This window comes from Lelliottia sp. EB106-05-01-XG201 (assembly GCF_058791735.1).
Map to the genome: position 1 here is coordinate 1,268,468 of NZ_JBYTDV010000001.1, position 14,153 is coordinate 1,282,620.

Consider the following 14,153-nt stretch of genomic DNA (forward strand, 5'->3'; position numbering starts at 1 on the left):
ACGGGTGTGTATAATGCCGCCCGCTTTCCAACTGGAGTACCTTTCGTTGTCTGACCTTGAACTCAACCATGAATACTGGATGCGCCACGCGCTCTCCCTTGCAAAACGCGCCTGGGATGAGGGCGAAGTGCCCGTGGGTGCCGTTCTGGTGCATAACAATCAGGTGATTGGCGAAGGGTGGAACCGTCCGATTGGCCGCCACGATCCGACCGCGCATGCGGAAATCATGGCCCTGCGTCAGGGCGGGCTGGTACTGCAGAATTATCGTTTACTCGACACCACGCTGTACGTCACGCTCGAACCCTGCGTGATGTGCTCCGGCGCGATGGTTCACAGCCGCATCGGCACGCTGGTGTACGGCGCGCGGGATGAAAAAACCGGCGCGGCGGGGTCACTGATGGATGTGCTAGGACACCCTGGTATGAACCACCAGGTGCAGATTATCGGCGGGGTGCTTGCACCAGACTGTTCGGAGCTATTAAGCGATTTCTTTCGAATGCGCCGTCAGCAGAAAAAGCAACAAAAGGCAGAACTGAAGTCGTCGGGTGATTAAGCTCATTCGGTGACACCACCGGATAGCTCTGCGCCAGCTGATTCGCCTCTATCACTTCCTTCTCTTTCTCCAGCAGATACCCTTCCAGGCTTATCTGGTACTTACGGATATTTTCCACATACGCGTAGGCCTCGTGCCCGCGCGCATAGCCGTATGTGAGTTTGTTATACCAGGGCTTTTGGCTGAGCAGCGGCAGACGCTGTTTAACGTCAGACCAGCTGTCAGGATTACCTTTGGTTTTGGCGGTCAACGCCCGCGCGTCGAGCATGTGCGCGTAACCCATGTTGTACGCCGCCAGCGCAAACCAGATCCGCTCCTCTTCCGGCACCGTCTCCGGCACTTTCGCCATCATATCCTGCAGATAGCGCGCGCCGCCGCTGATGCTCTGTTCCGCATCGGTACGGTCCGTCAGACCGAGGCTTTGCGCAGTATTCTTGGTGAGCATCATCAGGCCGCGCACGCCGGTCGGGGAAGTCGCCTGCGCGTCCCAGTGGGATTCCTGATAGGAAATCGCCGCCAGCAGACGCCAGTCGATCTCCTGGGCGTATTTCTCAAACAACGGCTGGAGATCCGGCAGAACGCTATCCACCGCGCGCAGGAAGCTGCGGGTATCGACGTAATCGAAATCTCCGCCGTGGCCGAGATATTTCTCCTCAAGGCGTGCGAGCGTGCCGTCTTCGTTCATTGAATTGAAGAAATCGAGCATCGCGGCGGAGAGGGTTTGATCCTCGTCGAGAGGGCTAAACCAGGTGACGGGCTGTTCGTCGGTCACATCCAGCGCCACCGCAATCTCCGGGTGCACGCGCTGGAACAGACTGATCGCCACCGAATCGGCGATGGTGTACGCCAGCTTTTTATCTTTTACCTGTTCCAGCAGCGCCGTGGTGCCGAGCTTCTCGTCGACCTTCCAGCTGAGATCGGGGAATTTCTTCTCTTTGAGGGAGCGCAGATCCTCAATCACCACATGCCCGGGCGCGATGGTGAGCTGCTGATCGGTCAGAGTGGCAAGAGTGCGGGGGCGCAAACTGCCGACGCGATAGACCAGCTGCTGCGAGACGGAATAGTAGGTTGGTCCTGGCTGATAGCTTTTGCTGCGCTCGCTGTTATAGACCAGCCCGGCGGCCAGCATATCGGCATCGTCGTTATCCAGGTCGTCAAACAGCTGGCTGATATTCTGGCGAACGGTGATTTTGAGCTTCACGCCGAGGTAGTCGGCAAACTGCTGCGCCAGCTCGTAATCGAGACCAGTGATTTTGCCGTTCACATTGTTGTAGGTCAGCGGAGAGCTGATCGTACTGACGCGCAGCTCCCCCCGCGATTGGATCGCGGCGATACGGTTTTCGGCTTTGCCGAACCAGGGGATAGAAGGCCAGAGGGCCGCTGCCAGCAGCAATGTCACAATGCCGATGAGCAGATAATTAATCTTTAATTTTTTCAATTAGTTAATTCTCTGCGCCGTGCGTTGCCTCAGTGTGCTGTAGCCATGTTGATTATAAGGTTTGCCATTGATTGAGCGGCATTTTGCGCAAACTTGCGTCAGTTGGCAACAAATTAGAGAGACAGGTCACACCGATGGATAAAAAGGCGAGATGATTTTATTTCGACGCAAACGGTTTCGTCGGCGCTCAGGATTCTCTATAATGACGCCCGTTTTCCCCTTGCGCACACTGTAAGCGCCTCAGGCGCTTCGAAGACGAGAGACTTATGATGGAAATTCTGCGTGGTTCGCCTGCACTGTCTGCCTTCCGTATCAACAAACTGCTGGCACGTTTTCAGGCAGCCGACCTTCCGGTAAGCAATATTTACGCTGAGTATGTCCATTTTGCTGACCTGAATGCTCCCTTAAATGCGCAGCAGCGCGAGCAGCTTGAACGTCTGCTCAAGTATGGCCCGAGCCTGAGCAGCCATACGCCAACCGGCAAACTGGTCCTTGCGACGCCTCGCCCTGGCACCATCTCCCCCTGGTCTTCTAAAGCCACTGACATTGCTCACAACTGCGGCCTGAGCCAGATCAATCGTCTGGAACGCGGCGTGGCGTATTACGTTGAAGCCTCAACCTTGACCGCGGAACAGTGGCAGACCGTCGCCGACGAGCTGCACGACCGCATGATGGAGAGCGTTTTCGCGACGCTGGATGACGCACAGCAGCTCTTCGCTCACCATCAGCCTGCGCCGGTACAGAGCGTGGATCTGCTGGGCGAAGGCCGTCAGGCGCTGATTGATGCCAACCTGCGTCTCGGCCTGGCACTGGCCGACGACGAGATTGACTACCTGCAGGATGCGTTCGTGAAGCTGAACCGCAATCCGAACGACATCGAACTCTACATGTTCGCGCAGGCCAACTCCGAGCACTGCCGCCATAAGATTTTCAACGCCGCCTGGATTATCGACGGCGAAGAACAGCCGAAGTCGCTGTTCAAAATGATCAAAAACACCATGGAACAAACGCCTGACCACGTGCTGTCTGCCTATAAAGACAACGCGGCGGTGATGGAGGGTTCCGAGGTAGGCCGCTTCTTCGCCGACCGCGAAGCAGGGCGCTATGACTTCCATCAGGAGCCAGCGCATATCCTGATGAAAGTCGAAACACACAACCACCCGACGGCGATTTCCCCGTGGCCGGGTGCGGCGACCGGTTCCGGCGGTGAAATCCGTGACGAAGGCGCAACCGGACGCGGCGCAAAACCGAAAGCGGGCCTGGTCGGTTTCTCCGTCTCCAACCTGCGTATTCCTGGCTTTGAACAGCCTTGGGAAGAGGATTTTGGCAAGCCGGAGCGTATCGTCACCGCGCTCGACATCATGACCGAAGGTCCACTGGGCGGCGCAGCGTTTAACAACGAATTTGGTCGCCCGGCCCTGAACGGCTACTTCCGTACCTATGAAGAGAAAGTCGACAGCCACAACGGTGAAGAGCTGCGCGGCTACCACAAGCCGATCATGCTGGCGGGCGGGATCGGTAATATCCGCGCCGATCACGTGCAGAAAGGTGATATCACCGTCGGCGCGAAGCTGATCGTCCTCGGCGGCCCGGCGATGAACATCGGCCTGGGCGGTGGGGCGGCTTCTTCAATGGCATCCGGTCAGTCTGACGCGGATCTCGATTTCGCCTCCGTGCAGCGCGACAACCCGGAAATGGAACGTCGCTGCCAGGAAGTGATCGACCGCTGCTGGCAGCTTGGTGACGCCAACCCGATTCTGTTTATCCACGACGTCGGCGCGGGCGGTCTGTCTAACGCCATGCCGGAGCTGGTGAGCGACGGCGGACGCGGCGGCAAATTCAACCTGCGCGACATCCTGAGCGATGAGCCAGGCATGAGCCCGCTGGAAATCTGGTGTAACGAATCCCAGGAGCGCTACGTGCTGGCGGTCTCTCCGGATCAGCTGCCGCTGTTTGACGCACTGTGTCGTCGCGAGCGCGCACCTTACGCGGTCATCGGTGAAGCAACGGAAGAGCTGCACCTGAGCATGAAGGATCCGCATTTCGACAATCAGCCGATTGACCTGCCGCTCGACGTGCTGCTGGGCAAAACGCCGAAGATGACCCGCAACGTTGAAACCCGCAAAGCCGCGGGCAAAGCGCTGGATGTGCGCGGTATCTCGATTGCTGACGCGGTGAATCGCGTTCTGCACCTGCCAGCCGTCGCAGAAAAAACCTTCCTCGTGACCATCGGCGACCGCTCGGTGACCGGTATGGTGGCCCGCGATCAGATGGTCGGCCCGTGGCAGATCCCGGTGGCGAACTGCGCGGTGACTACAGCGAGTCTCGACAGCTACTACGGCGAAGCGATGGCGCTGGGCGAACGTACCCCGGTGGCGCTTCTGGACTTTGCCGCCTCTGCCCGTCTGGCGGTCGGTGAAGCGCTGACTAACATCGCAGCGACGCAGATTGGCGACATCAAACGCATCAAACTCTCCGCGAACTGGATGGCCGCAGCCGGTCACCCTGGCGAAGACGCTGGCCTGTACGAAGCGGTAAAAGCGGTGGGTGAAGAGCTCTGCCCGGCGCTGGGTCTGACCATTCCGGTCGGCAAAGACTCCATGTCGATGAAAACCCGCTGGCAGGAAGGCAGCGAGCAGCGCGAGATGACCTCTCCGCTGTCGCTGGTCATCACCGCCTTTGCCCGCGTGGAAGATGTGCGTCACACCATCACCCCGCAGCTGGTCACGGAGGATAACGCCCTGCTGCTGATTGATCTCGGCAAAGGCCACAACGCCCTCGGCGCGACCGCGCTGGCGCAGGTTTATCGTCAGCTGGGCGACAAACCGGCAGACGTGCGCGATGTGGCGCAGCTGAAAGGCTTCTACGACGCCATTCAGGCGCTGGTGGCCGAACGCAAACTGCTGGCCTATCACGACCGCTCAGACGGCGGCCTGCTGGTGACGCTGGCGGAAATGGCCTTTACCGGCCACTGCGGCGTGGAAGCGAACATCGCCACGCTGGGCGAAGATCGTCTGGCCGCGCTGTTCAACGAAGAGCTGGGCGCGGTGATTCAGGTGCGTGCGGCGGATCGCGACGCGGTCGAAGCGCTGCTGGCGAAACATGGCCTGGCGGATTGCGTGCACTATCTTGGCAAAGCCGTCACCGGCGATCGTTTTGTTATTGAAGCCGATGGTCATGCGGTCTTCAGCGAAAGCCGCTCACGTCTTCGTATGTGGTGGGCAGAGACCACCTGGCAGATGCAGCGTCTGCGCGACAACCCGGAATGCGCGGACCAGGAGCATGAAGCGAAAGCGAATGACAGCGATCCGGGCCTGAACGTGAAGCTCTCTTTCGACATCAACGAAGATATTGCGGCACCGTACATCGCGACCGGCGCGCGTCCGAAAGTGGCGGTCCTGCGCGAGCAGGGCGTGAACTCCCACGTCGAAATGGCCGCAGCGTTCCACCGCGCGGGCTTCGACGCCATTGATGTTCACATGAGCGATCTGCTGGCAGGACGCACCGGCCTGGACGACTTCCAGGCGCTGGTGGCCTGCGGTGGTTTCTCTTACGGCGACGTGCTGGGCGCAGGTGAGGGCTGGGCGAAGTCCATCCTGTTCAACAATCGCGTGCGCGATGAGTTCGAAACCTTCTTCCATCGCCCGCAAACGCTGGCGCTGGGCGTGTGCAACGGTTGCCAGATGATGTCGAATCTGCGCGAACTGATCCCAGGCAGCGACGCCTGGCCGCGCTTTGTGCGTAACCAGTCCGACCGCTTCGAAGCGCGTTTCAGCCTGGTGGAAGTGACCCAAAGCCCGTCTCTGCTGCTGCAGGGGATGGTGGGCTCGCAGATGCCAATTGCCGTTTCTCACGGCGAAGGCCAGGTGGAAGTGCGTGATGCGGCACATCTGGCGACGCTCGAAAGTAAAGGGCTGGTAGCACTGCGCTTTGTCGATCACTTCGGCAAAGTGACGCAAACCTACCCGGCAAACCCGAATGGCTCTGCAAACGGCATTACCGCCGTGACCAGCGAAAGCGGCCGCGCCACCATCATGATGCCGCACCCGGAGCGCGTGTTCCGCACCGTGAGCAACTCCTGGCACCCGGAAAACTGGGGCGAGGACAGCCCGTGGATGCGCATCTTCCGTAACGCGCGTAAACAGTTAGGCTAATCAGCCAGTTGTTGCCGGGCGGCACTGCGTTTGCCCGGCCTACGATTAAAGCCCTGTAGGCCCGGTAAGCGTGAGCGCCACCGGGCTTTTTTATGTCTGTCGCAAAATTGCGACAAACCCATAACATGGGTGTCTCCAAAAGGAGACGTATAACGCATTGATTTATAAAGGGCATGAAAAGGCGGTAAGAAGCTGTATCTATTTAGCGACACTTAGCCTGGAAATTGTTCAGCCATCAATTAACGCGTTAATGCCATAAAACTGTTATTTTACAGTAAGATAATAATTTGTTTTGCATTCTGGCACGGCTGTTGCATAATATTAACCAGTGGCTCATTCACCCTCTTATGTCAGCCCCTTCGGGAAGCGCTACATAAACTTCGAATGACGCACAACAAGGTGCCTGCCGTCCAACTACTGATTATAGCGATGCTTTATCAGACCCAGGGCGAAACGTCGAGTAAGGCACCGCCTCATTTCACAACAAAGCCGGGTTTTTACCCGGCTTTGTTGTATCTAAAGGGCTGACTCAGTTAGCATCACTCAACACCCACATTGAGAGAGTCATGCGTTGAAACGCTGGTCAATTTTCCCTCGCTCCCTGCGACAGCTCGTTATGATGGCATTCTTGCTGATCCTGTTACCGCTGCTGGTTCTGGCCTGGCAGGCGTGGCAAAGCCTCAATGCGCTCAGCGCCCAGGCGGCGCAAACCAACCGCACCACGCTGGTTGATGCCCGCCGCAGCGAGGCGATGACCAACGCCGCGCTGGAGATGGAGCGCAGCTATCGTCAGTACTGCGTGCTCGACGACCGCACGCTGGCGAAGGTCTATCAGAACCAGCGCAAACGCTACAGCGAAATGCTGGACGCCCATGCAGGCGTGCTCCCCGATGACAAACTCTATCAGGCGCTGCGCCAGGATCTGAACGACCTGGGGCAGCTGCAGTGCAAAAACAGCGGCCCGGATGAGGTCGCTACCGCTAAGCTCGAAGCCTTTGCCAGCGCCAACACCGAGATGGTGCAATCCACTCGCGCGGTGATTTCATCTCGTGGGCTGCAATTACAGCAGGAGATCGCTGAGCGCGGTCAGTTCTTTGGCTGGCAGGCGCTGGTGCTGTTTCTGGTCAGCCTCGGGCTGGTGCTACTCTTTACCCGAATGATCATCGGCCCGGTGAAAGGCATCGAACGGATGATCAACCGTCTGGGGGAGGGCAAGTCTCTCGGCAACACCGTCGTATTCAAAGGGCCACGCGAGCTGCGCTCCGTTGGGCAGCGCATCATCTGGCTCTCGGAACGTCTTCAGTGGCTGGAATCTCAGCGTCATCAGTTTTTGCGTCACATCTCTCATGAACTGAAAACACCTCTCGCCAGTATGCGCGAAGGTACCGAATTGTTGGCCGACGAAGTGGCCGGGCCGCTGACCACCGAACAAAAAGAGATTGTCGAAATCCTGGATGACAGCAGCCGCAACTTGCAAAAGCTGATTGAACAACTGCTTGATTACAATCGCAAACTGGCCGACGGTGCCGTCGAACTGGAAAAAGTGGAGATAGAACCGCTGGTCGATATGGTGCTCTCCGCCCACAGCCTGCCTGCGCGAGCTAAAATGATGCATACCGAGCTGGATCTCCAGGAGCCAGTCTGTTTTGCCGAACCTATGCTATTAATGAGTGTGCTGGATAATCTTTATTCCAATGCGGTGCACTATGGTACTGAATCCGGTAACATTTATATTCGCAGTTTTACCCACAATTCACGGGTCTGTATTGACGTCGCCAACACCGGTAGTCCTATTCCGGATGACGAACAGAAGATGATTTTTGAGCCCTTTTTCCAGGGAAGTCATCAGCGAAAAGGTGCGGTAAAAGGGAGCGGTTTGGGCTTAAGCATTGCCCGCGATTGCATCAGGCGCATGCACGGGGAGTTGTACATCTCCCACGACGACCGCGCGGATGTCTGTTTTCGCATTGAGCTGCCCCTTGAGCCGGAAAAATCAATGAAATGAATCTAAGTCTGGTGAGTATGTCACACGTCTTTTTCCGCGCGTTTAGCGCGACGTTTTCCAGCAAAATTTTACGAATCGGTCTGCCATGCTTACTGCTGGCGGGCTGTGTGCCGCACACGCCAAAAAGCGCGATCAGCGATAAACAAGACGACAAATACCCTGAGCATCAGCTGGCGGATTTCCTGTCGACCGACTGCGATAACATCTGGCAGCTCAGCGGCCATGATGTCGAATCCAACCCGCTGTTCTGGCTGCGCGGCATGGATTGCGCCGAGCGTTTAGCCCCCGCCGTGGCCCGCGCGCAGGCTCATCAGTGGGCCGACGACACCTGGCAGGACACCTTCAAGCGCGGCATCCTGCTGGCTAATGCCAAAATCAATCCGGTTGAGCGTCGCAACAATACTTCGCGTATGGATGCGCTCAGCCCGCAGATCCCCGCGCAAATTCGCCCGCTGTATCAGCTGTGGCGCGACGGGCAGGTACTGCAGTTACAGCTCGCCGAAGAGCGTTCGCGCTACAGCAAGCTGCAACAGTCTGCGGACGGCGAACTGGATACCCTGCGCCAGCAGCAGCAATATTTACGCTCCCAGCTTGATACCACCACCCGCAAGCTGGAAAACCTGACGGATATTGAACGGCAGCTCTCCACCCGCAAGCCCTCCAGCAACTATTTGCCGGATAATACAAAAGGCACTGCGCAGCCCGCCAAATCGCCGGAGCAGGAGAGCGAGACGCCGAAACAAGAGGACGAGAAGCCATGACAAGCCGCAAACCTGCCCATCTCCTGCTGGTGGATGACGATCCCGGCCTGCTCAAGCTGCTGGGAATGCGTCTGGTCAGCGAAGGTTACAGCGTGGTCACCGCCGAAAGCGGCGCGGAAGGGCTGAAAGCGCTGGGCCGTGAGAAGGTCGATCTGGTGATAAGCGATCTGCGCATGGACGAGATGGACGGGATGCAGCTGTTTGTCGAAATCCAGAAGCTGCAGCCGGGCATGCCGGTGATTATCCTCACCGCTCACGGCTCAATCCCGGATGCGGTCGCCGCCACCCAGCAGGGCGTATTCAGCTTCCTGACCAAACCGGTGGACAAAGACGCGCTTTATAAAGCTATTGACGATGCGCTGGAACACTCCGCCCCGTCGGTGGATGAGAAGTGGCGCGAATCGATTGTCACGCGCAGCCCTATAATGCTGCGCCTGCTGGAGCAGGCGCGGATGGTCGCCCAGTCGGACGTCAGCCTGCTGATCAACGGCCAGAGCGGGACCGGGAAAGAGATTCTGGCCCAGGCGATCCACAACGCCAGCCCGCGCAGTAAAAATGCCTTTATCGCCATCAACTGCGGCGCGCTGCCGGAGCAACTGCTGGAATCGGAACTCTTTGGCCATGCGCGCGGAGCCTTTACCGGCGCGGTCAGCAGCCGGGAAGGGCTGTTCCAGGCGGCAGAAGGCGGCACGCTGTTCCTCGATGAGATTGGTGACATGCCCGCGCCGCTGCAGGTGAAGTTGCTGCGCGTGTTGCAGGAGCGCAAAGTGCGCCCGCTCGGCAGTAACCGGGATATCGACATCAACGTGCGCATCATTTCCGCAACGCACCGCGATCTGCCGAAAGCGATGGAGCGCAAAGAGTTCCGCGAAGATCTCTACTATCGCCTCAACGTCGTGAACCTGAAAATCCCCGCACTCGCCGAGCGTTCAGAAGATATTCCGCTGCTGGCAAACCATCTGCTGCGTCAGTCGGCCGATCGGCATAAACCTTTCGTACGCGCGTTTTCAACCGATGCGATGAAACGTCTGATGACCGCCAGCTGGCCGGGCAACGTGCGTCAGCTGGTGAACGTGATCGAGCAGTGCGTGGCGCTCACCTCTTCGCCGGTGATCAGCGATGCGCTGGTGGACCAGGCGCTGGAGGGCGAAAACACGGCGCTGCCGACCTTCGTCGAAGCGCGTAACCAGTTCGAGCTCAACTATCTGCGCAAGCTGCTGCAGATCACCAAAGGCAACGTCACCCACGCCGCGCGCATGGCCGGACGTAACCGCACCGAGTTCTACAAACTGCTGTCGCGCCACGAGCTGGAAGCGAACGATTTTAAAGAGTAGTACCGCAAAATTTGACTGACTATGATACTGTGAGCAATCGATTACGAGGCTACAGACAGGCGAGCGTTTAAGGACCCACCATGAAAAAGATTGATGCGATTATTAAACCTTTCAAACTGGATGATGTGCGTGAAGCGCTGGCGGAAGTCGGTATCACCGGGATGACAGTCACCGAAGTGAAAGGCTTTGGTCGCCAGAAAGGTCATACCGAGTTGTACCGTGGCGCAGAGTACATGGTGGATTTCCTGCCGAAAGTGAAAATCGAAATTGTGGTGACCGACGATATCGTGGATACCTGCGTGGATACCATTATCCGCACGGCGCAGACCGGTAAAATCGGTGACGGCAAGATCTTCGTCTTTGATGTGGCGCGCGTGATCCGTATTCGTACGGGTGAAGAAGACGACGCGGCGATTTAACCCTTAGCTCCGTTGTGATTGCCGGGTGGCGGCTTCGCCTTACCCGGCCTACAAAATCTCAGCGAGTAGGCCGGGTAAGCGCAGCGCCACCCGGCTTTGTTTGGCTTACAGAACCTTATGCGGACCAAAGCATTCGTAATGAATCTGCTCTGCATTCACACCCAGCTCAACCAACTGACCCGCTGCAAACTGCATAAACCCGACCGGACCGCAAAGATAAAACTGCATCGCCGGATCGCTGAACAACCCTTCCTGAGTCCGTAAATCCATCAGCCCTGCGCTATCAAACCGGTCTCCGCTTTCAGGCTGATTAAACCAGACGTGAGACGCGAAGCGCGGCAGCGTGGCACCCAGCGTTTTCACTTCGTCAGCAAAAGCATGTACCTGGCCGTTTTGTGCCGCGTGGAACCAGTTAACCTGCGCACTGTGGTTTGACGCCGCGAGGGTATCCAGCATCGCCAGCATCGGCGTTTGTCCGACACCCGCTGAGATCAGCGTCACCGGCGTATTCGTTTCCACCGCCATAAAGAAATCACCCGCCGGAGCCGCCAGATGCACCACATCACCAACGCTGGCGTGGTTATGCAACCAGTTAGAGACCTGACCGCCGTCTTCACGTTTCACCGCAATGCGATAGCCTTTGCCGTTCGCTTGACGAGTCAGAGAATATTGACGAATTTCCTGATGCGGGAAGCCTTCAGGCTTCAGCCACACGCCGAGATACTGGCCCGGCTGATAATCCGCGACCGGCTGCCCGTCGACCGGCTCAAATTCAAAGCTGGTGATAAGCGCGCTGCGTGGGGTCTTCTCCACGATACGGAACGCGCGCGTGCCTTCCCAGCCGCCGTTTTTTGTGGCGTGCTCGCTGTAGATCTGCGCTTCACGATTGATAAACACGCCGGCCAGCACGCCGTAGGCTTTACCCCAGGCGTCCAGCACGTCCTGACCCGGGCTGAACATCTCGTCCAGCGTCGCCAGCAGATGGCCGCCGACGATGTCATATTGCTCGGGCTGAATCTGGAAGCTGGTATGCTTCTGGGCGATTTTCTCAACGGCAGGCAGCAGCGCAGCCAGATTTTCAATATTGCTGGCATAGGCGGCGATGGCGTTAAACAGGGCTTCGCGCTGATCGCCGTTGCGCTGGTTGCTCATGTTGAAAATCTCTTTGAGCTCCGGATTATGCGCAAACATACGATCGTAAAAATGGGCGGTGAGTTTAGGGCCGGTTTCGACCAGCAGGGGAATGGTGGCTTTCACTGTAGCGATGGTTTGAGCGTCTAACATAGCAACTTCCTTTGACGGTTATTTTAATGATGTATTTTAAATGCATCTTATAAAAAATAACCCTGTGTTGTAAATGGTTCTTTGCATCATGAAATAGTTGCATCACAAACCTGAAAAGAAATCCATTGAAAAGCACGAGGTCTTTATTCCTCAAACCCTTGCGTGGCGTGGAGGTAAACGTTTGCGTAAAATCCTTTGTCAAGACCTGTTATCGCAACACTATTCGGTTATACTGTTGCCCGTCGTCTATCAGGACAGCCTTTTTTAGGCCAAATTTTATTGTTAGCTGAGTCAGGAGATGCGGATGTTAAAGCGTGAAATGAACATTGCCGATTATGATGCCGAACTGTGGCAGGCTATGGAGCAGGAAAAAGTACGTCAGGAAGAGCACATCGAACTGATCGCCTCCGAGAACTACACCAGCCCGCGCGTGATGCAGGCGCAGGGTTCTCAGCTGACCAACAAATATGCAGAAGGTTACCCGGGCAAGCGCTACTACGGCGGTTGCGAATACGTTGATATCGTTGAACAACTGGCGATTGACCGTGCAAAAGAGCTGTTCGGCGCAGACTACGCTAACGTTCAGCCGCACTCTGGTTCTCAGGCTAACTTCGCGGTCTACACCGCGCTGCTGCAGCCGGGCGATACCGTTCTCGGTATGAACCTGGCGCAGGGTGGCCACCTGACTCACGGTTCCCCGGTTAACTTCTCCGGCAAACTGTACAACATCATCCCTTACGGTATTGATGAGTCCGGCAAAATTGACTACGAAGACATGGCGAAGCAGGCGCAGACCCACAAACCGAAGATGATCATCGGTGGTTTCTCTGCTTACTCCGGCGTGGTTGACTGGGCAAAAATGCGTGAAATCGCAGACAGCATCGGCGCATACCTGTTCGTGGATATGGCACACGTTGCTGGTCTTATCGCGGCAGGCGTTTACCCGAACCCGGTTCCACACGCGCACGTCGTGACCACCACCACCCACAAAACCCTGGCGGGTCCGCGCGGCGGCCTGATCCTGGCGAAAGGCGGTGACGAAGATCTGTATAAGAAACTGAACTCTGCCGTGTTCCCAAGCGCACAGGGCGGCCCGCTGATGCACGTAATCGCGGCCAAAGCAGTGGCGCTGAAAGAAGCGATGGAGCCAGAGTTCAAAGTCTACCAGCAGCAGGTTGCCAAAAACGCCAAAGCAATGGTGGAAGTGTTCCTGAACCGCGGCTACAAAGTGGTTTCTGGCGGCACTGAGAACCACCTGTTCCTGCTGGATCTGGTGGACAAAAACCTGACCGGTAAAGAAGCTGATGCCGCGCTGGGTCGTGCTAACATCACCGTCAACAAAAACAGCGTTCCAAACGATCCGAAGAGCCCGTTTGTGACCTCCGGTATCCGTATTGGTTCTCCGGCTGTGACTCGCCGCGGTTTCAAAGAAGCCGAAGTGAAAGAGCTGGCTGGCTGGATGTGTGATGTTCTCGACAACATCAACGACGAAGCTGTGATCGAACGTATCAAAGGTAAAGTGCTGGATATCTGCGCACGTTTCCCTGTGTACGCGTAAGTTATTGCTTCAATTAAAAAAGGCCGCGTAAGCGGCCTTTTTTATTGTCTGCGAATGTAGGCCCGATAAGCGAAGCGCCATCGGGCAGGGTTTTACCGACGGTCAATCGATATCGCCCCCGGCCCGGTTACCGCCAGTAACAGAAACGCCCCGGCAATACTGACGTTCTTGTAGAAGTTAATCATGTTCGGCATCACCGCATCGCCGCTCATATCCCAGTAATGGTGACCAATCACCGCCGTCCCCAGCGTATAGAAGACGAATAACACCGCCAGCGGTCGGGTAAAGAATCCGAGCACAATCAAAATCGCGGCGGGCACTTCCATGATCACCGCAATAATCGCCGCCAGCATCGGCATCGGTGCGCCGAGGGACGTCATATATTGCACCGTTCCATCAAACCCGGTCATTTTCGGAATACCAAAAATAATAAACAACACAACAACCGCGATACGTGCAATCAGCAGAACCAGCGAGCGGGACTGACCGAAATCGAAATAGCGTAGAGTGTTCATGGCAGGCTCGTTATTGAGGGGGCATATTTTAAAGCTAATACACAACTCGTGAAATCGCCATTCGTGTTTTGATCCCGAATCAGACAAATGAGTGATTTTAATTCCTGAGACTGCGGCATTGCATACGGGAGG

At 56.8% G+C, this 14,153-nt stretch carries 9 protein-coding genes and 1 pseudogene; 7 read left to right on the forward strand and 3 right to left on the reverse strand.

The annotated features are described in order from the left end of the window. The first annotated feature begins 13 nt into the window (after positions 1 to 13). Positions 14 to 553 (forward strand): tRNA adenosine(34) deaminase TadA, encoded by a 540-nt coding sequence (gene tadA, locus AC3WS9_RS05985; RefSeq protein WP_492487281.1) that lies wholly within the window; start codon positions 14 to 16, stop codon positions 551 to 553. Here tadA and mltF read toward each other — a convergent pair. Then, positions 441 to 2,006: pseudogene (mltF, locus tag AC3WS9_RS05990) on the reverse strand (membrane-bound lytic murein transglycosylase MltF); the annotation flags it as partial. The gene tadA and the pseudogene mltF sit on opposite strands and share 113 nt — an antisense overlap. A 251-nt stretch (positions 2,007 to 2,257) precedes the next feature. On the opposite strand from mltF, the gene purL reads away from it, so the two are divergent. The 5 genes from purL to glnB all read left to right on the forward strand — a co-directional run bounded on the left by purL (position 2,258) and on the right by glnB (position 10,664). After that, a complete protein-coding gene (gene purL / locus AC3WS9_RS05995) occupies positions 2,258 to 6,145 on the forward strand; it encodes a phosphoribosylformylglycinamidine synthase (RefSeq protein WP_492487283.1) in 3,888 nt (1,295 codons plus the stop codon). Positions 6,146 to 6,716: 571 nt separating this feature from the next. After that, complete coding sequence (gene qseE, locus AC3WS9_RS06000) at positions 6,717 to 8,150, forward strand: two component system sensor histidine kinase QseE/GlrK (RefSeq protein ID WP_282494172.1); 1,434 nt, start codon at positions 6,717 to 6,719, stop codon at positions 8,148 to 8,150. Beyond that, on the forward strand, positions 8,147 to 8,911 hold the full coding sequence (gene qseG, locus AC3WS9_RS06005; protein ID WP_492487285.1) for a two-component system QseEF-associated lipoprotein QseG: 765 nt from the start codon (positions 8,147 to 8,149) through the stop codon (positions 8,909 to 8,911). The genes qseE and qseG overlap by 4 nt, the downstream gene beginning before the upstream one ends. Further along, entirely contained in the window at positions 8,908 to 10,245 is a 1,338-nt protein-coding gene (gene glrR, locus AC3WS9_RS06010; RefSeq protein ID WP_282494174.1) for a two-component system response regulator GlrR, read from the forward strand. The genes qseG and glrR overlap by 4 nt, the downstream gene beginning before the upstream one ends. Positions 10,246 to 10,325: 80 nt before the next feature. Beyond that, entirely contained in the window at positions 10,326 to 10,664 is a 339-nt protein-coding gene (gene glnB / locus AC3WS9_RS06015) for a nitrogen regulatory protein P-II (protein WP_002914032.1), read from the forward strand. Between the two features lie 105 nt (positions 10,665 to 10,769). On the opposite strand, the gene hmpA is transcribed toward glnB, so the two are convergent. Then, complete coding sequence (gene hmpA, locus AC3WS9_RS06020; RefSeq protein ID WP_492487292.1) at positions 10,770 to 11,948, reverse strand: NO-inducible flavohemoprotein; 1,179 nt, start codon at positions 11,946 to 11,948, stop codon at positions 10,770 to 10,772. Between the two features lie 304 nt (positions 11,949 to 12,252). Here hmpA and glyA point away from each other — a divergent pair, with 304 nt between their 5' ends. After that, complete coding sequence (glyA, locus tag AC3WS9_RS06025; RefSeq protein ID WP_095282924.1) at positions 12,253 to 13,506, forward strand: serine hydroxymethyltransferase; 1,254 nt, start codon at positions 12,253 to 12,255, stop codon at positions 13,504 to 13,506. 92 nt (positions 13,507 to 13,598) lie between these two features. Here glyA and AC3WS9_RS06030 read toward each other — a convergent pair whose 3' ends face one another. Next, a complete protein-coding gene (locus AC3WS9_RS06030) occupies positions 13,599 to 14,021 on the reverse strand; it encodes a DoxX family protein (RefSeq protein WP_285149780.1) in 423 nt (140 codons plus the stop codon). Positions 14,022 to 14,153 lie beyond the last annotated feature (132 nt).